The organism is Salmonella sp. SAL4457, from assembly GCF_046548235.1.
Classification (GTDB): Bacteria; Pseudomonadota; Gammaproteobacteria; order Enterobacterales; family Enterobacteriaceae; genus Salmonella; species Salmonella enterica.
Window position 1 is genome coordinate 500,566 of sequence record NZ_JBGDZO010000002.1, and the last position, 17,344, is coordinate 517,909.

At 45.8% G+C, this 17,344-nt stretch carries 18 protein-coding genes and 3 pseudogenes; 14 read left to right on the forward strand and 7 right to left on the reverse strand.

Annotated features, from left to right (window positions below; genetic code table 11):
* Nucleotides 1-58 precede the first annotated feature (58 nt).
* Together ACLJNW_RS09990 and ACLJNW_RS09995 are read left to right on the forward strand one after the other, a co-directional pair.
* Nucleotides 59-727 (forward strand): hypothetical protein, encoded by a 669-nt coding sequence (locus ACLJNW_RS09990; RefSeq protein ID WP_000445914.1) that lies wholly within the window; start codon nucleotides 59-61, stop codon nucleotides 725-727.
* Between the two features lie 26 nt (nucleotides 728-753).
* Nucleotides 754-1,248 carry a hypothetical protein gene (locus ACLJNW_RS09995; RefSeq protein WP_020899151.1) on the forward strand — a complete coding sequence of 165 codons (495 nt, stop codon included), beginning with the start codon at nucleotides 754-756 and terminating at the stop codon, nucleotides 1,246-1,248.
* Nucleotides 1,249-1,491: 243 nt separating this feature from the next.
* Here ACLJNW_RS09995 and pphB read toward each other — a convergent pair.
* Nucleotides 1,492-2,148: pseudogene (gene pphB / locus ACLJNW_RS10000) on the reverse strand (protein-serine/threonine phosphatase).
* Nucleotides 2,149-2,374: 226 nt separating this feature from the next.
* Between pphB and ACLJNW_RS10005 the strand changes: the two are divergent.
* Nucleotides 2,375-2,790: pseudogene (locus ACLJNW_RS10005) on the forward strand (transposase); the annotation flags it as partial.
* Between the two features lie 72 nt (nucleotides 2,791-2,862).
* On the opposite strand, the gene ACLJNW_RS10010 reads toward ACLJNW_RS10005, so the two are convergent.
* The 3 genes and pseudogenes from ACLJNW_RS10010 to ACLJNW_RS10020 all read right to left on the reverse strand — a co-directional run.
* Nucleotides 2,863-3,390, reverse strand: a complete 528-nt coding sequence (locus ACLJNW_RS10010) for a GNAT family N-acetyltransferase (protein WP_000971649.1) — start codon at nucleotides 3,388-3,390, stop codon at nucleotides 2,863-2,865.
* Nucleotides 3,387-3,677: a DUF1778 domain-containing protein gene (locus ACLJNW_RS10015; RefSeq protein WP_000855694.1), complete on the reverse strand. Its 291-nt coding sequence runs from the start codon at nucleotides 3,675-3,677 to the stop codon at nucleotides 3,387-3,389. Before ACLJNW_RS10015 ends, ACLJNW_RS10010 begins: the two co-directional genes overlap by 4 nt.
* A gap of 269 nt (nucleotides 3,678-3,946) precedes the next feature.
* Nucleotides 3,947-4,125: pseudogene (locus tag ACLJNW_RS10020) on the reverse strand (IS3 family transposase); the annotation flags it as partial.
* 240 nt (nucleotides 4,126-4,365) lie between these two features.
* On the opposite strand from ACLJNW_RS10020, the gene ACLJNW_RS10025 reads away from it, so the two are divergent.
* Nucleotides 4,366-4,692 (forward strand): hypothetical protein, encoded by a 327-nt coding sequence (locus tag ACLJNW_RS10025; protein ID WP_000393300.1) that lies wholly within the window; start codon nucleotides 4,366-4,368, stop codon nucleotides 4,690-4,692.
* Nucleotides 4,693-4,964: 272 nt separating this feature from the next.
* Here ACLJNW_RS10025 and ACLJNW_RS10030 read toward each other — a convergent pair whose 3' ends face one another.
* The 3 genes from ACLJNW_RS10030 to invH all read right to left on the reverse strand — a co-directional run bounded on the left by ACLJNW_RS10030 (nucleotide 4,965) and on the right by invH (nucleotide 6,621).
* The gene (locus ACLJNW_RS10030) at nucleotides 4,965-5,312 is read right to left on the reverse strand and encodes a DUF1493 family protein (RefSeq protein WP_001669174.1); all 348 of its coding nucleotides are present in this window, start codon (nucleotides 5,310-5,312) and stop codon (nucleotides 4,965-4,967) included.
* Nucleotides 5,297-5,746: an STM2901 family protein gene (locus ACLJNW_RS10035; protein WP_000381612.1), complete on the reverse strand. Its 450-nt coding sequence runs from the start codon at nucleotides 5,744-5,746 to the stop codon at nucleotides 5,297-5,299. The genes ACLJNW_RS10030 and ACLJNW_RS10035 overlap by 16 nt, the downstream gene beginning before the upstream one ends.
* A 431-nt stretch (nucleotides 5,747-6,177) precedes the next feature.
* The gene (invH, locus tag ACLJNW_RS10040; protein ID WP_000715096.1) at nucleotides 6,178-6,621 is read right to left on the reverse strand and encodes an SPI-1 type III secretion system invasion lipoprotein InvH; all 444 of its coding nucleotides are present in this window, start codon (nucleotides 6,619-6,621) and stop codon (nucleotides 6,178-6,180) included.
* 456 nt (nucleotides 6,622-7,077) lie between these two features.
* Between invH and invF the strand changes: the two genes are divergently transcribed.
* From invF to spaP, 10 genes are read left to right on the forward strand one after another with little or no spacing between them, the layout of a single operon-like run.
* On the forward strand, nucleotides 7,078-7,728 hold the full coding sequence (gene invF, locus ACLJNW_RS10045; protein WP_001728903.1) for a type III secretion system transcriptional activator InvF: 651 nt from the start codon (nucleotides 7,078-7,080) through the stop codon (nucleotides 7,726-7,728).
* On the forward strand, nucleotides 7,725-9,413 hold the full coding sequence (gene invG / locus ACLJNW_RS10050) for a type III secretion system outer membrane ring protein InvG (protein WP_000848101.1): 1,689 nt from the start codon (nucleotides 7,725-7,727) through the stop codon (nucleotides 9,411-9,413). Before invF ends, invG begins: the two co-directional genes overlap by 4 nt.
* Complete coding sequence (invE, locus tag ACLJNW_RS10055) at nucleotides 9,410-10,528, forward strand: type III secretion system gatekeeper InvE (protein WP_000612171.1); 1,119 nt, start codon at nucleotides 9,410-9,412, stop codon at nucleotides 10,526-10,528. Before invG ends, invE begins: the two co-directional genes overlap by 4 nt.
* 24 nt (nucleotides 10,529-10,552) lie before the next feature.
* Entirely contained in the window at nucleotides 10,553-12,610 is a 2,058-nt protein-coding gene (gene invA, locus ACLJNW_RS10060; protein ID WP_000927220.1) for a type III secretion system export apparatus protein InvA, read from the forward strand.
* Between the two features lie 23 nt (nucleotides 12,611-12,633).
* The gene (gene spaK / locus ACLJNW_RS10065; protein ID WP_001164066.1) at nucleotides 12,634-13,041 is read left to right on the forward strand and encodes an SPI-1 type III secretion system chaperone SpaK; all 408 of its coding nucleotides are present in this window, start codon (nucleotides 12,634-12,636) and stop codon (nucleotides 13,039-13,041) included.
* Nucleotides 13,038-14,333 (forward strand): SctN family type III secretion system ATPase InvC, encoded by a 1,296-nt coding sequence (gene invC / locus ACLJNW_RS10070; RefSeq protein WP_000856766.1) that lies wholly within the window; start codon nucleotides 13,038-13,040, stop codon nucleotides 14,331-14,333. The genes spaK and invC overlap by 4 nt, the downstream gene beginning before the upstream one ends.
* The gene (spaM, locus tag ACLJNW_RS10075; protein ID WP_038804014.1) at nucleotides 14,311-14,742 is read left to right on the forward strand and encodes an SPI-1 type III secretion system protein SpaM; all 432 of its coding nucleotides are present in this window, start codon (nucleotides 14,311-14,313) and stop codon (nucleotides 14,740-14,742) included. The genes invC and spaM overlap by 23 nt, the downstream gene beginning before the upstream one ends.
* Before the next feature lie 11 nt (nucleotides 14,743-14,753).
* Nucleotides 14,754-15,764 (forward strand): SPI-1 type III secretion system protein SpaN, encoded by a 1,011-nt coding sequence (gene spaN / locus ACLJNW_RS10080; RefSeq protein ID WP_001626424.1) that lies wholly within the window; start codon nucleotides 14,754-14,756, stop codon nucleotides 15,762-15,764.
* Nucleotides 15,764-16,675 (forward strand): SPI-1 type III secretion system protein SpaO, encoded by a 912-nt coding sequence (spaO, locus tag ACLJNW_RS10085; RefSeq protein ID WP_000058736.1) that lies wholly within the window; start codon nucleotides 15,764-15,766, stop codon nucleotides 16,673-16,675. Before spaN ends, spaO begins: the two co-directional genes overlap by 1 nt.
* Entirely contained in the window at nucleotides 16,665-17,339 is a 675-nt protein-coding gene (gene spaP, locus ACLJNW_RS10090; protein WP_000526016.1) for an SPI-1 type III secretion system export apparatus protein SpaP, read from the forward strand. The genes spaO and spaP overlap by 11 nt, the downstream gene beginning before the upstream one ends.
* The last annotated feature ends 5 nt before the right edge of the window (nucleotides 17,340-17,344 follow it).

Genomic DNA, 17,344 nt, shown 5'->3' on the forward strand with positions numbered 1-17,344 from the left:
CTTCCTTACTCAACCTGACGTAATACGCCGACAGTAAAATCAGGGATACCATACCATCATGGAAAGTCGTCAATACACCCGGCATCTTTCGCTTTCGGAGCTGAAATGGTTTGCTATCGGGATCGGTTTTTTTATTCTCAGCATAGCAACAGCCACCGTGAATTATCGGCTTTCCGGTATATCGCTACTGGTGGGCCTGTTGTTTATCATCTGGAAATTCAGCGTCACAGTTCTGTTTCTGTTTACGCCGCGCAGGATGACGTTAACCGAAACCGCGTTGCAGGCCGGGCATCGTGTTATCCATTACGATGCGCTTGAATCAATGCGTCTGCTCCACCAATCCGACAAACTCATCTTGCGCCACAGTGGCGGCAAGAAGTACGTCATCTACCTTGATTTCTGGAACGATGGCAACGGAATTTACGACCGACTGGCTGCTGAACTTGTCCGGCGACACGGTTCTGCGCTGGGGGCGCGCCTCGCCGCCGATGGACGTCTTAAATTCGGCAAAGTGACCGCGCTGGCGGATCGGCTTGAACACAAAAACCGGGCGGTGCCGTATGCGCAGATCGCCAGTATTCGCACCCAGCGCGAGGAGGGGGCTGGCAGTTCAATGAGCTATCTGATGATTAGCACCGCTACGGGCCGGATCTGCAAAATCGACCGCTCCACTATCGTCAATGAGCCGCTGCTGCTCAACTTTCTTTCCCAGCGTTTACCCGCCTGACGACATTTTTATACAAGGATGAATCAATGGAACTGTACGTATCAAAAACCAGCCAGCAAAACATGCCTGTGGAGTTCAATATCTATTATTCCAGATCTAAAACGTTGGTTGGTATTGTGTTCTGGATTTGTATGATGGGAGTTTTTATTGCGCTGGCGGTGAATATGGCCACCGATCCCGAGGAGCCCAAAACTGGCGGTGCCGTCTTTATGGGACTTATTTGTTGCGGCAGTCTGTTATTTATTGTGCGCCTGGCTCGCTCATTTTTAAGCGCGGCAAAGCCGGCAGTCACCATCAGTCGTGAAGGTATTCGCTTCTGTAATGGCAAATTCGCGGCCTGGACAAATATCGCCGAAAACACCTGGCATTCACAGAGCATTAACTTCATCCCGGCCGCCGCCGGTATTAAGATTGTGTTGCATGAAGGCAAGCCGATCCATTTCGCCACCACGGTTATTGCGCTTTCTTCCGATAGGTATCTTGAGATGTGCGATCTTTACTCGTCTCAGGCGCTCGAGTAACTACCTGCGTCGGATTACGGCTTCGTTTTTTGATCTGCGATCTTAATGCTGAAATGGGCAGAAAAACGCGAAATTTAGACGCTATTACGAATGGGCAATGGTACTTATTGAAGGCTATATCATTGCCCATAATGCAGGGAGGGTTAATATTCTATGATAGAATTCTATGTTTGAATATATATCCTCAGAATACAAAATAAAGTAACGCTATCGTTGCGTATATTACATAATTCTATTTCCAGATTACTTTATTTTAAAAAAAGACAGATTGCCTGAACAGAAAGAACCTGTGTCAATGTAGATTTGATTGGCGAATGTTGTTGTGTAGTCAACAATCATATGGCCGAAGATAAAAGTATCCGCACCGCGTATTGGATGGATATTCCCCTGTAACGAACCAAGCAGACGATCGCGTGACTATAGAACGCTATCAATATCAACTTGCTTCCCATAATCGTAGCTGTCATCTGGATAATCGGCATGGGCAATCACGTACTTCTTTGAGGACGTTTCAACTTCTATGATGTGAGGACGCTGCTTAAAAGTTAGTAATAGCTCAGTGGCTTCTTGCCTGTCTTTTTCGGTGACCGAGTCGTACCAGTAACCACCGTTTACATACCAGAAATTGCCATCCTGTGTTTCAAAAGCGTCAAGCGCCATAGCTTCATGATTACCCACTACAGAAATAAACCATGGGGTATTTAACAGTCTCAGTGTTTCAAGGTTTTCTTTTCCTCGATCAATGTTATCTCCAGTGGAGATCAAGAGATCGGTATCAGGAGAGAAATTTAATTGAGCCAGTCTGGTTAACAATAAGGAGTAACATCCATGAATATCACCAACGACCCAAATGTGGCGATAGAGATCGCTGTTGATGTCAGCATAACGAATTAATTCCATGATGTTCCTATAGCACAATTTTGGAGGCTGGTATTATAACAAAGAAGTAGGGTGATATTAATTTTTATTCTTTAAAATACACAGTTATTAAAATAACCTACAAGCTAGAAATCAACAGATAATATATATTTTATGAATCGGTTAATTAAAGTAGACGATGTGCTTGAAAGATGCACGATTTCTCGCGCAACACTTTCCTGATTAATTGCAAAGGCATACTTTCCCGCTCAGCGGCTCGACAGATGCGCAGGCACTGCCGGGGCTGATTAGCCAGACTCACCGTAAAATCAGGGAAGCCTCGGCTGACGGCGCTTATGACACGCGCTATTGCCATGATGTGTTATTAATCAGGCCGCTAATCCCGCCACGAAGCGGTGCGCGATACTGGCCGGGCAAGTACCATGAGCGTAACCACGCGGTGGCGAATCAACATCGGAGCGGCAGCAATGAGGTCTGGAAAAGAAAGTGGGCTATCACCGTCATTCAGTAGTGGAAACAGCGATGTTCCGTATCAAAACCTTGCTGGGCGGCCATCTGAGCCAGCGGAACTATGGTGCGCAGGTGGGGGAAGCGATGGCGATGGTCAAAGCGCTGAACCGGATGACGTTGTTGGCAATGCCGTCCAGCGTCAGGCTCGTATAACGAGTGCTCCGGTGGGAGTCCTGTATCCTTATCGTTGGCCGATTCTGAATTATTCAACAAAGCCTCATGTTGTCATAACCTACCAGATGCAGATAAAGCAGCATAAAGCGTTTTAAACGACAGCAACAAGGAAAGGGGTTGATCGTTTAATGGTACTGCGCCAAATCCTTTGTACCAGTCGCAGACCTGTTTATTTTTGGCATCAATAAGCAGGGCTACGCCGCCGACCTGCAAAGCCGCCTGTATGCAACGCTTTCCGGCAGATAACAAAAGTTGTGCTCCCAGCCCTTGCCCCTGCATAGATTTGTCTACGGCTAAACGACCCAGACGAAACACTGGCACATCATATCTCCCTAATCCTTTGCTGATTGCGCCGGGAACCTGTGCATATATCAGTGATGCAGGACTGACTGAGTAAAAGCCGTGGATACGTGTAACATCCGAATTATCAAGCGCAACATAGGTTTTCGTTGTCCCTTTCTCATGATTTTGTAGTGCATGGCGTTGTAGGAATTGGTTCAGATCGGCATCCCCACAATCAAAATTCATTCGATTGTGGGTTTTCCCTATCGCGGCCTCATGCCAGTCTGTAAACATCATTTCTTCATGTCCGGCAGGGCGAAAGCAGCGGCAAGAAGCTTTTCATTCGGCGCTGGCGGGTTATCTAAAATTTCCATGATCATTTGAGTATCACGCTCCGTCAGATATACCCGTTCGGCGGCATCAACAATCTTCTGTGCGACAGGTAGTACGTTACTGACCACAAAATCCGTCAGGTTGGTTTGCTGGATTGCCGCAGCGCGGACTATCAACTTTTTGGCATCCGTCGATACACGTAACGACAGTCTTTCGTTAGATTCTATAGCTATCTGAGGCATGGTTTTCATCCTCCTGTTTATGAACAATATGTACAATTATAATACATATCTGTACGCTTTCAAGGTGTACATGTGAGGCTGATATAGTCCAGGCATGGCAAGAAGGTCGTTCACTGTCTTTAAACAGGGGATTAACTTCGGTTTATCGCGATTGTATTACTTTAATCTCACTGATTACGTATCATCAGGGAGTTTGCTAAATATATTCATGATTCTCTTTTTTGCCGTAACTGCTTGATTGATCCTACCCGCGTAATAGGGACACAACCCTAAGCGGCGGACATCTCCTGCTCACGTTCAGAAGAAGAGAGCTGAGTTTCGCCAGCTGTAGATCTGTGATTTATACAGGTTAAGCTCGCTGGTGGCAGCGGCCACCCCAATGCGTTCCGCCAGTTTCAGGGCTTTCAGGCGTGTGCTGCTTGCGTGGCTTATTGGTGGTTGATGCTGGTTTTGTCATGTGAGTCACCTCTTGCTTGAGCGTTTACTCACTTAGTTGCGTGTCCACTATTGCTGAGTAAGATCAGAAGGTTAAAAATCAACAAAGGCTCAACGGCGTGCATTAGGCCCTGGTGATGAAGGTGGCATATGGGAGGATATATATCCTACACTTTCATCCGGATGATGTAACAAAAATACAGGTATCGGTAATGAAACAATCATCACCGTTTAATAGAGGCCCATATATTGAGGTTCCATAATGGAAGAAGTTAACTCTGAATTCACAATCGTTGTTGAGTCTGATCTGGATAAATATGAGTTAATTGATTTTTTATCCCAAGGGATTCCAGACATAATAAAAGTGAACTTATTATATTTAAGATACGAAAATACAATGATTACAATAGAAATAAATTATGACTGTAATCCTAAGTTGATAAATGAGAATGATGGTTGGCTGTATTATAAATATGAATTAACGGTATTTTCCATGGAGAATACCTCGTATGAATATCAGTATGAATTAGCGAATAAAATTATGAATGCTCTACGTGAGGCGGGATATCTGGCAGAATCAATTTGGTAATATACCGGTACCTATGTAACAGCATCGTCGCCACCATACATGCAGGCTAAAAAAGAGTGAATAGTCAAGTACTTCAGAAATATCTACTCGCGATATACCACCAGAACCAAATGGTCAATTTAAAACGGATGGCGTCAGAGTTACTGGTGGTCGAAAGGTAGATACAACACATTATTTTAATTTGAAAAGTATATGAAATTTACTACTTTTAATTTTAATCGATTAACAAAATTCATAGTAATTAGCTCCTGATTAATTCGACATATTTTTCATTAATCATAAAGCCATTTCCCAGCTTTCGCTGATTCAGAAAACATTCTGATTGTTAAAGGCTTACGAGTTCGTTCTACATCTTCCCGTTTTAATTTAAACCATCGTGTAAGCAGTGGAGTATTCTCCCAAGGGAAATAACACGACCATTTAACTTGTGATAAATCTACATTAAATTTTTTTTCAAATTTATCCAAAGCTTCATGCAGGTCATCGCCTGGAGCTTCAAATAAATCAGAATCAAGTTCTAATGGGATTTCTTTCCAATTGCTGTCTAAATATCCGGGAATCTCTTCACGGAAGAGTGCTAACACCTCTTGCTGAATTGTGTCCATCAAAAGGATGTCCATTGTATACGATCTTTAGGGCGTGCTATTAGGTTGTATTTTGCCTGAGTTCTCCTTGATACCTGGTAAATTGAATTCACAAGACCAACCCAACCTAACCATGGAACATATCGTGCTATGACTGCGGCAAGATTATTTGTTTTTCGCATTCTTATACCAACGGGTGTAGGAACTCTAATACCAAAAGGAGTTCGTGCATTTCGTAAAAGCATTCTCCCATACCTGGAGATAACACTTGTCCCTTTGATTGCCTCTCCCGGTTTCGTTCTGGTTTTTAACCACGGTTGCCCGGCGAGGATAGCAGCACCTGACTCAATGCCAATCCCAAGTTCATCACAAAATTGCTCAAGGAAAATTACATCAAATAGTTCACCTGCTGACAGGTTCGATTGTCCGTGGTAGAAGTAGGTTCCGTTTAGTTCTTCTGTCGTATCCATTCAATCACCTTATAGACTGTTTGCCATTCATTCCAGGCATCGGGACGTTTCTGCCGCTATACTAGCCTGGTCGTCAATACGCTGTCACGGGTAAAAAGAACGTTATCCGCGAAAAGTGGATGGGGTATCGTAAGAATGCCAACATGTGGGGCAAGAGGGGGATGTCAGTTTACCGCGATATACGAGACGATAGTTTGTCAGTATAAGTTTCGGCTATTTTCCCGAGTCTGGAAGACAGTTCTTTATCGCCAATAAAAAAAGCAGCAGCGAGGTGCTGCTGTATCAAAAAGCAGATTGATAAATGCAACGTAAGAGACAAATGGCCAACCGTAAAAGTGACCATAGCTATAATAATTATATTGATATTAAGTGGCAATGCAAAATATGGTCTTAATTATATCATGATGAGTTCAGCCAACGGTGATATGGCCTTATAAGGCTTGCAGTCTTTCATGGGCAGCAAGTAACGTCTGATATATGCTTAAATTCTTACTTCCGGGTTCAAGCAAAACTTTTTTAAATTCGGTCATGAGTTGCTCTTCATCTTCTTTCGAACGCATGTATTGTGGATGTTCCTGGAAGAAGGTGAGCGCCTGTTCTTTGGTTTGTTTATATTTTTCGCAAAAAATGCTTGAGCTGATTGCGCTATTTTTTGATGCGGAATTATCAGCGTTCTGGTTTGATAATGATTTATTCTTCGCAAGGTCTGACGGCACATACGGAAGAGACTGACACTCATCAATACTATTTGCGTTGGCCAGTTGCTCTTTCTGAGCGCCAGGTTGCTGTACCGGTTTGCTCACGGAGGAAGGGAGGGGCACCTGAGCACAGCCGATCAGTAAAAAGACAGGAAGACAGCTATAAAATTTTTTCATATTAACTCCAACTACAGAAGAATGAGGCGCCATGTTTTTACACAACCGTCAGAACGTTATCTGACAATAGTTATAAGGGGGCGAATGCGTTTCAGGAATGCTAGCAAAAAAAACTCCTGATATAAATAATTAATTCTCCATCCCGATGACAATATCTGAATTTTTGCGGCTGCAGAACAATAAGCCAGAATTTATATACTATGAGCTGATTTTCTATTTTAAATCAGCGAGCGCTGTGCAAGTTGGCTAATTTAATTAGCGGGTGGCATCAGTTTCATAATGATTGCATCAGGATTTTGCCACCCGCTCCCGGTATTGTTTACATATTAAAATGATTTTTAACTGGTGCTGACAACTATGCTAAATACGCAGGAAGTACTTAAAGAAGGAGAGAAGCGGAAAATCCGCAGCCCGGAAGCATGGTTTATACAGACGTGTTCCGCGCAAAAGCTGCATATGTCATTTTCTGAAGGCCGACACAATGAAAACTGCCTGATTCAGGAAGGCGCGCTGCTTTTTTGCGAGCAGGCTGTTGTCGCACCAGTATCAGGAGACCTGGTTTTTCGACCGTTAAAAATTGAAGTACTCAGCAAATTACTGGCATTTATCGATGGCGCAGGATTAGTGGACACGACATATGCTGAATCCGATAAATGGGTTTTGCTGAGTCCTGAGTTTCGCGCTATTTGGCAAGATCGTAAACGCTGCGAGTACTGGTTTTTGCAGCAAATTATTACGCCTTCTCCGGCCTTCAATAAGGTACTGGCGCTGTTACGAAAAAGCGAGAGTTACTGGTTGGTTGGCTATTTACTCGCTCAGTCAACCAGCGGCAACACGATGAGAATGCTGGGAGAAGACTATGGCGTTTCTTATACCCATTTTCGTCGTTTGTGCAGCAGAGCGTTGGGCGGAAAAGCGAAGAGTGAATTACGAAACTGGCGTATGGCGCAATCGCTGCTGAATAGTGTAGAAGGCCACGAGAACATCACCCAATTAGCCGTTAATCATGGTTACTCATCGCCTTCACATTTTTCTAGTGAGATCAAAGAGCTGATCGGCGTTTCGCCGCGGAAATTATCAAATATTATTCAATTGGCAGACAAATGAAGACACATATTCTTTTGGCCAGAGTGCTGGCATGTGCCGCGCTTGTTCTGGTTGCACCTGGTTATTCTAGTGAAAAAATACCTGTAACGGGAAGTGGGTTTGTTGCGAAAGACGATAGCCTGCGGACATTTTTCGATGCCATGGCGCTACAGCTAAAGGAGCCTGTCATTGTTAGCAAAATGGCGGCACGAAAAAAAATTACGGGCAACTTTGAGTTTCACGATCCTAACGCATTACTGGAGAAGCTTTCCCTACAACTGGGGCTGATTTGGTATTTCGATGGGCAGGCTATCTATATTTATGACGCCAGTGAAATGCGCAATGCCGTGGTTTCTTTACGCAACGTCTCACTCAATGAGTTCAACAATTTTCTAAAACGCTCAGGCTTATATAACAAAAATTATCCGCTACGTGGCGATAACCGTAAAGGAACATTCTATGTTTCAGGGCCACCCGTTTATGTTGATATGGTGGTCAACGCCGCCACCATGATGGACAAGCAAAACGATGGTATTGAGCTGGGACGCCAGAAAATAGGGGTGATGCGTCTGAATAATACCTTCGTGGGCGATCGTACCTACAATCTGCGCGATCAGAAAATGGTTATCCCCGGTATTGCCACGGCCATTGAAAGGTTATTGCAGGGAGAGGAACAACCCTTAGGTAATATTGTCAGTAGCGAACCCCCGGCGATGCCAGCGTTTTCAGCGAATGGAGAAAAAGGTAAAGCAGCAAATTATGCCGGTGGCATGAGTCTGCAGGAAGCTTTAAAGCAAAACGCCGCGGCGGGCAATATTAAAATCGTGGCCTATCCGGATACCAACAGTTTGTTAGTAAAAGGAACGGCTGAGCAGGTGCATTTTATCGAAATGCTGGTTAAAGCGCTGGATGTCGCCAAACGTCACGTAGAATTATCCCTGTGGATTGTCGATCTTAATAAAAGCGATCTGGAGCGTTTGGGCACTTCATGGAGCGGCAGCATTACTATTGGGGACAAACTTGGCGTGTCATTAAACCAGTCTTCAATAAGTACCCTCGATGGCAGTCGATTCATCGCCGCGGTAAATGCGTTAGAAGAGAAGAAACAGGCGACGGTGGTTTCGCGCCCGGTATTACTGACTCAGGAAAATGTTCCCGCTATTTTTGATAACAACAGAACGTTTTACACCAAGCTGATTGGGGAACGTAATGTGGCGCTTGAGCATGTAACATACGGAACAATGATCCGAGTGCTGCCCCGTTTTTCCGCAGATGGTCAGATAGAAATGTCGCTGGACATTGAAGATGGCAACGATAAGACGCCGCAATCTGATACTACCACCTCCGTAGATGCGTTACCCGAAGTCGGGCGAACGTTAATTAGCACTATTGCGAGAGTGCCGCACGGAAAAAGTTTGCTGGTCGGGGGTTATACACGGGATGCAAATACCGATACTGTCCAAAGTATTCCGTTTTTAGGCAAATTACCGCTTATTGGTAGCCTGTTCCGTTATTCCAGTAAGAATAAAAGTAATGTTGTTCGTGTGTTCATGATTGAACCAAAAGAAATTGTCGACCCGTTAACGCCGGATGCCAGCGAATCGGTAAACAATATTCTGAAGCAAAGCGGTGCCTGGAGTGGGGACGATAAGTTACAGAAATGGGTTCGTGTTTATCTGGATAGAGGTCAGGAGGCAATTAAATGATTCCTGGCTCAACCTCCGGTATTTCATTTTCCAGAATATTGTCCCGGCAGACATCTCATCAGGATGCGACCCAGCATACTGATGCGCAACAGGCGGAAATACAACAGGCCGCAGAGGATTCGTCTCCAGGGGCGGAAGTACAAAAATTTGTCCAGTCGACGGACGAAATGTCAGCGGCGCTGGCGCAATTTCGTAACCGTCGCGATTATGAAAAAAAATCCAGTAATTTATCTAACAGTTTTGAACGCGTGCTGGAGGATGAGGCTTTACCGAAGGCGAAGCAAATCTTAAAGCTAATTAGCGTACATGGCGGCGCGTTAGAAGATTTTTTACGTCAGGCGCGTAGCTTATTTCCTGACCCCAGTGATTTAGTCCTTGTGTTACGCGAATTGCTTCGTCGTAAAGACCTGGAAGAGATCGTGCGGAAAAAGCTGGAGTCGTTACTTAAGCACGTTGAAGAGCAAACCGATCCGAAGACCCTCAAGGCAGGGATTAATTGTGCGTTGAAGGCCCGGCTTTTTGGGAAAACATTATCGTTAAAACCAGGCTTATTGCGCGCCAGCTATCGGCAATTTATCCAGAGTGAATCACATGAAGTGGAGATTTACTCTGACTGGATAGCCAGTTATGGCTATCAACGTCGACTGGTGGTACTGGATTTTATTGAGGGTTCGCTATTAACCGATATTGACGCGAATGACGCCAGTTGTTCGCGCCTGGAGTTTGGCCAGCTTTTACGACGCCTGACGCAACTTAAAATGTTGCGCTCCGCTGACCTACTGTTTGTGAGTACATTGTTGTCGTATTCGTTTACCAAAGCGTTTAATGCGGAGGAGTCGTCGTGGTTACTACTGATGCTTTCGCTATTGCAACAGCCACATGAAGTGGATTCGCTGTTAGCCGATATTATAGGTTTGAATGCGTTATTGCTTAGTCATAAAGAACATGCATCCTTTTTGCAGATATTTTATCAAGTATGTAAAGCCATACCCTCTTCACTCTTTTATGAAGAATATTGGCAGGAAGAATTGTTAATGGCGTTACGTAGTATGACCGATATTGCCTACAAGCATGAAATGGCAGAACAGCGTCGTACTATTGAAAAGCTGTCTTAATTTAATATTAACAGGATACCTATAGTGCTGCTTTCTCTACTTAACAGTGCTCGTTTACGACCTGAATTACTGATTCTGGTACTAATGGTGATGATCATTTCTATGTTCGTCATTCCATTACCTACCTATCTGGTTGATTTCCTGATCGCACTGAATATCGTACTGGCGATATTGGTGTTTATGGGGTCGTTCTACATTGACAGAATCCTCAGTTTTTCAACGTTTCCTGCGGTACTGTTAATTACCACGCTCTTTCGTCTGGCATTATCGATCAGTACCAGTCGTCTTATCTTGATTGAAGCCGATGCCGGTGAAATTATCGCCACGTTCGGGCAATTCGTTATTGGCGATAGCCTGGCGGTGGGTTTTGTTGTCTTCTCTATTGTCACCGTGGTCCAGTTTATCGTTATTACCAAAGGTTCAGAACGTGTCGCGGAAGTCGCGGCCCGATTTTCTCTGGATGGTATGCCCGGTAAACAGATGAGTATTGATGCCGATTTGAAGGCCGGTATTATTGATGCGGATGCTGCGCGCGAACGGCGAAGCGTACTGGAAAGGGAAAGCCAGCTTTACGGTTCCTTTGACGGTGCGATGAAGTTTATCAAAGGTGACGCTATTGCCGGCATCATTATTATCTTTGTGAACTTTATTGGCGGTATTTCGGTGGGGATGACCCGCCATGGTATGGATTTGTCCTCCGCCCTGTCTACTTATACCATGCTGACCATTGGTGATGGTCTTGTCGCCCAGATCCCCGCATTGTTGATTGCGATTAGTGCCGGTTTTATCGTGACTCGCGTAAATGGCGATAGCGATAATATGGGGCGGAATATCATGACGCAGCTGTTGAACAACCCATTTGTATTGGTTGTTACGGCTATTTTGACCATTTCAATGGGAACTCTGCCGGGATTCCCGCTGCCGGTTTTTGTTATTTTATCGGTGGTTTTAAGCGTACTCTTCTATTTTAAATTCCGTGAAGCAAAACGTAGTGCCGCCAAACCTAAAACCAGCAAAGGCGAGCAGCCGCTCAGTATTGAGGAAAAAGAAGGGTCGTCGTTAGGACTGATTGGCGATCTCGATAAAGTCTCTACAGAGACCGTACCGTTGATATTACTTGTGCCGAAGAGCCGGCGTGAAGATCTGGAAAAAGCTCAACTTGCGGAGCGTCTACGTAGTCAGTTCTTTATTGATTATGGCGTGCGCCTGCCGGAAGTATTGTTACGCGATGGCGAGGGCCTGGACGATAACAGCATCGTATTGTTGATTAATGAGATCCGTGTTGAACAATTTACGGTCTATTTTGATTTGATGCGAGTGGTAAATTATTCCGATGAAGTTGTTTCCTTTGGCATTAATCCAACAATCTATCAGCAAGGTAGCAGCCAGTATTTCTGGGTAACGCATGAAGAGGGGGAGAAACTCCGGGAGCTTGGCTATGTGTTGCGGAACGCGCTTGATGAGCTTTACCACTGTCTGGCGGTGACGCTGGCGCGCAACGTCAATGAATATTTCGGTATTCAGGAAACAAAACATATGCTGGACCAACTGGAAGCGAAATTTCCTGATTTACTTAAAGAAGTGCTCAGACATGCCACGGTACAACGTATATCTGAAGTTTTGCAGCGTTTGTTAAGCGAACGTGTTTCCGTGCGTAATATGAAATTAATTATGGAAGCGCTCGCATTGTGGGCGCCAAGAGAAAAAGATGTCATTAACCTTGTGGAGCATATTCGTGGGGCAATGGCGCGTTATATTTGCCATAAATTCGCCAATGGCGGCGAATTACGAGCAGTAATGGTATCTGCTGAAGTTGAGGATGTTATTCGCAAAGGGATCCGTCAGACCTCTGGCAGTACCTTCCTCAGCCTTGACCCGGAAGCCTCCGCTAATTTGATGGATCTCATTACACTTAAGTTGGATGATTTATTGATTGCACATAAAGATCTTGTCCTCCTTACGTCTGTCGATGTCCGTCGATTTATTAAGAAAATGATTGAAGGTCGTTTTCCGGATCTGGAGGTTTTATCTTTCGGTGAGATAGCAGATAGCAAGTCAGTGAATGTTATAAAAACAATATAAGGGCTTAATTAAGGAAAAGATCTATGCAACATTTGGATATCGCTGAATTAGTTCGTTCCGCACTGGAAGTAAGTGGTTGCGATCCTTCACTCATCGGAGGAATAGATAGCCATTCAACAATTGTTCTGGATTTATTTGCATTGCCAAGTATCTGTATCAGCGTCAAGGACGATGATGTATGGATCTGGGCGCAATTGGGTGCTGACAGCATGGTGGTATTACAACAGCGGGCTTATGAAATCTTAATGACCATAATGGAAGGATGCCATTTTGCCCGCGGCGGGCAATTACTACTGGGGGAGCAGAATGGGGAGCTAACGCTTAAAGCCTTAGTGCATCCGGATTTTTTATCTGACGGTGAAAAGTTCTCTACTGCCTTGAATGGGTTTTACAACTATCTGGAAGTTTTTAGTCGGTCGCTAATGAGATGAAAACACCTCGTTTACTGCAATATCTGGCCTACCCACAAAAAATAACCGGCCCAATTATTGAGGCGGAATTGCGCGATGTAGCCATTGGCGAACTGTGTGAAATACGCCGTGGCTGGCACCAAAAACAGGTTGTTGCACGTGCGCAGGTGGTTGGCTTACAGCGGGAACGCACCGTGCTGAGCCTTATCGGCAATGCCCAGGGGCTGAGCCGCGATGTCGTGCTTTATCCCACTGGACGTGCGTTATCGGCGTGGGTGGGATACTCGGTATTAGGCGCGGTGTTGGATCCGACAGGGAAAATCGTTGAGCGTTTTACCCCTGAAGTGGCGCCGATTAGCGAAGAACGCGTTATTGATGTCGCACCGCCGTCTTACGCTTCACGCGTTGGCGTCCGTGAACCGCTGATTACCGGTGTGCGCGCGATTGACGGGTTATTGACCTGTGGCGTAGGCCAGCGAATGGGCATTTTTGCCTCCGCAGGATGCGGTAAGACCATGCTGATGCATATGCTGATCGAGCAAACGGAGGCGGATGTCTTTGTTATCGGTCTTATCGGTGAACGAGGCCGTGAGGTCACTGAATTCGTGGATATGTTGCGCGCTTCGCATAAGAAAGAAAAATGCGTGCTGGTTTTTGCCACTTCCGATTTCCCCTCGGTCGATCGCTGCAATGCGGCGCAACTGGCGACAACCGTAGCGGAATATTTTCGCGACCAGGGAAAACGGGTCGTGCTTTTTATCGATTCCATGACCCGTTATGCGCGTGCTTTGCGAGACGTGGCACTGGCGTCGGGCGAGCGTCCGGCCCGTCGAGGTTATCCCGCCTCCGTATTCGATAATTTGCCCCGCTTGCTGGAACGCCCCGGGGCGACCAGCGAGGGAAGCATTACTGCCTTTTATACAGTACTGCTGGAAAGCGAGGAAGAGGCGGACCCGATGGCGGATGAAATTCGCTCTATCCTTGACGGTCACCTGTATCTGAGCAGAAAGCTGGCCGGGCAGGGACATTACCCGGCAATCGATGTACTGAAAAGCGTAAGCCGCGTTTTTGGACAAGTCACGACGCCGACACATGCTGAACAGGCATCTGCCGTGCGTAAATTAATGACGCGTCTGGAAGAGCTCCAGCTTTTCATTGATTTGGGAGAATATCGTCCTGGCGAAAATATCGATAACGATCGGGCGATGCAGATGCGGGATAGCCTGAAAGCCTGGTTATGCCAGCCGGTAGCGCAGTATTCATCCTTTGATGACACGTTGAGCGGTATGAATGCATTCGCTGACCAGAATTAAAGTATTGCAGCGGCGCTGTACGGTATTTCATTCACAGTGTGAGTCGATATTACTTCGCTATCAGGATGAGGACCGCGGGCTGCAGGCCGAGGAGGAGGCGATCCTTGAACAAATAGCGGGTCTGAAATTGTTATTAGATACGCTGCGTGCAGAAAACAGACAGCTCAGTCGTGAGGAAATTTATACGTTATTACGTAAGCAGTCTATTGTTCGCCGGCAGATAAAAGATTTAGAACTCCAGATTATACAAATTCAGGAAAAACGGAGCGAGCTGGAAAAGAAAAGGGAAGAGTTTCAGAAAAAAAGTAAATATTGGTTGCGCAAAGAAGGGAACTATCAACGCTGGATAATCCGTCAGAAAAGACACTATATCCAGCGAGAGATACAGCAGGAAGAGGCCGAGTCATAGGAGATAATTTAATGGGCGATGTGTCAGCTGTCAGTTCATCCGGGAACATTTTATTGCCGCAGCAGGATGAGGTTGGCGGTTTATCAGAAGCATTAAAAAAAGCGGTGGAAAAACATAAGACAGAATATTCCGGTGATAAAAAAGATCGCGACTATGGCGATGCTTTCGTAATGCATAAAGAAACGGCTTTACCGGTATTACTGGCGGCATGGCGACATGGCGCGCCAGCGAAATCAGAACATCACAATGGCAACGTTTCTGGTCTGCATCATAACGGAAAAGGCGAACTCAGGATTGCTGAAAAACTGTTGAAAGTCACTGCTGAAAAATCTGTCGGTTTGATTTCTGCGGAGGCCAAAGTAGATAAATCCGCAGCGTTGCTATCGTCTAAAAATAGGCCGTTAGAAAGCGTAAGCGGTAAAAAATTATCTGCTGATTTAAAAGCCGTGGAATCCGTTAGTGAAGTAACCGATAACGCCACGGGAATCTCTGACGATAATATCAAGGCATTGCCTGGGGATAATAAAGCCATCGCGGGCGAAGGCGTTCGTAAAGAGGGCGCGCCGCTGGCGCGGGATGTCGCACCTGCCCGAATGGCCGCAGCCAATACCGGTAAGCCTGAAGATAAAGATCATAAAAAGGTTAAAGATGTTTCTCAGCTTCCGCTGCAACCAACCACTATCGCCGATCTTAGCCAATTAACCGGCGGCGATGAAAAAATGCCTTTAGCGGCGCAATCAAAGCCGATGATGACTATTTTTCCCACTGCCGATGGCGTGAAAGGAGAGGATAGCTCGCTGACTTACCGTTTTCAGCGCTGGGGAAATGACTATTCCGTCAATATTCAGGCGCGGCAAGCAGGGGAGTTTTCGTTAATACCGTCAAATACGCAGGTTGAACATCGTTTGCATGATCAATGGCAAAACGGTAATCCCCAGCGCTGGCACCTGACGCGAGACGATCAACAAAATCCGCAGCAGCAACAGCACAGACAGCAATCTGGCGAGGAGGATGACGCCTGATGTCATTGCGTGTGAGACAGATTGATCGTCGCGAATGGCTATTGGCGCAAACCGCGACAGAATGCCAGCGCCATGGCCGGGAAGCGACGCTGGAATATCCGACGCGACAGGGAATGTGGGTTCGGTTGAGCGATGCAGAAAAACGGTGGTCGGCCTGGATTAAACCTGGGGACTGGCTTGAGCATGTCTCTCCCGCTCTGGCGGGGGCGGCGGTTTCTGCTGGCGCTGAGCACCTGGTCGTTCCCTGGCTTGCTGCAACAGAGCGACCGTTTGAGTTGCCCGTGCCGCATTTGTCCTGTCGGCGTTTATGCGTAGAGAACCCCGTGCCGGGAAGCGCGCTGCCGGAAGGGAAATTGTTGCACATTATGAGCGATCGGGGCGGCCTGTGGTTTGAATATCTTCCTGAACTGCCTGCAGTCGGGGGCGGCAGGCCGAAAATGCTGCGTTGGCCGTTGCGCTTTGTAATCGGTAGCAGTGATACGCAGCGTTCGTTGCTGGGCCGAATCGGGATCGGAGATGTACTCCTGATTCGTACTTCCCGTGCGGAAGTTTATTGCTACGCGAAAAAGTTAGGTCATTTCAACCGTGTTGAAGGGGGAATTATTGTGGAAACGTTAGATATTCAACATATCGAAGAAGAAAATAATACAACTGAAACTGCAGAAACTCTGCCTGGCTTGAATCAATTGCCCGTCAAACTGGAATTTGTTTTGTATCGTAAGAACGTTACCCTCGCCGAACTCGAAGCCATGGGGCAGCAACAGCTATTATCACTGCCGACCAATGCTGAACTTAACGTTGAAATTATGGCGAATGGTGTTTTGCTGGGTAATGGCGAACTGGTACAGATGAATGACACCTTAGGCGTTGAGATCCATGAATGGCTGAGCGAGTCTGGTAATGGGGAATGATATCTCATTAATTGCCTTACTGGCATTTTCCACCCTGTTGCCATTTATTATTGCGTCAGGAACCTGTTTCGTTAAATTTTCTATTGTATTTGTCATGGTGCGTAACGCCCTGGGATTGCAGCAGATACCTTCAAATATGACGCTTAACGGCGTCGCATTGCTGCTTTCTATGTTTGTTATGTGGCCCATAATGCATGATGCCTACGTCTATTTTGAGGACGAAGATGTCACCTTTAATGATATTTCGTCATTAAGTAAACACGTTGATGAAGGCCTGGATGGTTATCGCGATTATCTGATCAAATATTCAGATCGCGAGTTAGTTCAGTTTTTTGAAAACGCGCAACTGAAGCGTCAGTATGGAGAAGAGACCGAGACGGTAAAGCGTGACAAAGATGAAATTGAAAAACCATCAATATTTGCGTTATTACCTGCTTATGCGCTGAGCGAAATAAAAAGCGCGTTTAAAATTGGTTTTTATCTCTATTTGCCCTTTGTTGTCGTCGACCTGGTGGTATCCAGCGTGCTACTGGCGCTGGGGATGATGATGATGAGTCCGGTGACGATATCTACACCTATTAAGCTGGTGCTTTTTGTCGCGCTTGATGGCTGGACCTTACTGTCTAAGGGATTGATATTACAGTATATGGACATTGCAACATGACATCA

Excerpts from the sequence above, each read along its gene's own strand:
- spaN (WP_001626424.1), top strand. The coding sequence starts at position 14,754 with ATGGGCGATGTGTCAGCTGTCAGTTCATCCGGGAACATTTTATTGCCG.
- spaK (WP_001164066.1), top strand. The coding sequence starts at position 12,634 with ATGCAACATTTGGATATCGCTGAATTAGTTCGTTCCGCACTGGAAGTA.
- ACLJNW_RS10010 (WP_000971649.1), bottom strand. The coding sequence starts at position 3,390 with ATGATGTTTACAGACTGGCATGAGGCCGCGATAGGGAAAACCCACAAT.
- spaM (WP_038804014.1), top strand. The coding sequence starts at position 14,311 with ATGCATTCGCTGACCAGAATTAAAGTATTGCAGCGGCGCTGTACGGTA.
- invH (WP_000715096.1), bottom strand. The coding sequence starts at position 6,621 with ATGAAAAAATTTTATAGCTGTCTTCCTGTCTTTTTACTGATCGGCTGT.
- invE (WP_000612171.1), top strand. The coding sequence starts at position 9,410 with ATGATTCCTGGCTCAACCTCCGGTATTTCATTTTCCAGAATATTGTCC.
- invC (WP_000856766.1), top strand. The coding sequence starts at position 13,038 with ATGAAAACACCTCGTTTACTGCAATATCTGGCCTACCCACAAAAAATA.
- ACLJNW_RS10015 (WP_000855694.1), bottom strand. The coding sequence starts at position 3,677 with ATGAAAACCATGCCTCAGATAGCTATAGAATCTAACGAAAGACTGTCG.
- ACLJNW_RS10025 (WP_000393300.1), top strand. The coding sequence starts at position 4,366 with ATGGAAGAAGTTAACTCTGAATTCACAATCGTTGTTGAGTCTGATCTG.
- spaP (WP_000526016.1), top strand. The coding sequence starts at position 16,665 with ATGGGGAATGATATCTCATTAATTGCCTTACTGGCATTTTCCACCCTG.
- spaO (WP_000058736.1), top strand. The coding sequence starts at position 15,764 with ATGTCATTGCGTGTGAGACAGATTGATCGTCGCGAATGGCTATTGGCG.
- ACLJNW_RS09990 (WP_000445914.1), top strand. The coding sequence starts at position 59 with ATGGAAAGTCGTCAATACACCCGGCATCTTTCGCTTTCGGAGCTGAAA.
- ACLJNW_RS10035 (WP_000381612.1), bottom strand. The coding sequence starts at position 5,746 with ATGGATACGACAGAAGAACTAAACGGAACCTACTTCTACCACGGACAA.
- ACLJNW_RS10030 (WP_001669174.1), bottom strand. The coding sequence starts at position 5,312 with ATGGACATCCTTTTGATGGACACAATTCAGCAAGAGGTGTTAGCACTC.
- invF (WP_001728903.1), top strand. The coding sequence starts at position 7,078 with ATGTCATTTTCTGAAGGCCGACACAATGAAAACTGCCTGATTCAGGAA.
- invG (WP_000848101.1), top strand. The coding sequence starts at position 7,725 with ATGAAGACACATATTCTTTTGGCCAGAGTGCTGGCATGTGCCGCGCTT.
- ACLJNW_RS09995 (WP_020899151.1), top strand. The coding sequence starts at position 754 with ATGGAACTGTACGTATCAAAAACCAGCCAGCAAAACATGCCTGTGGAG.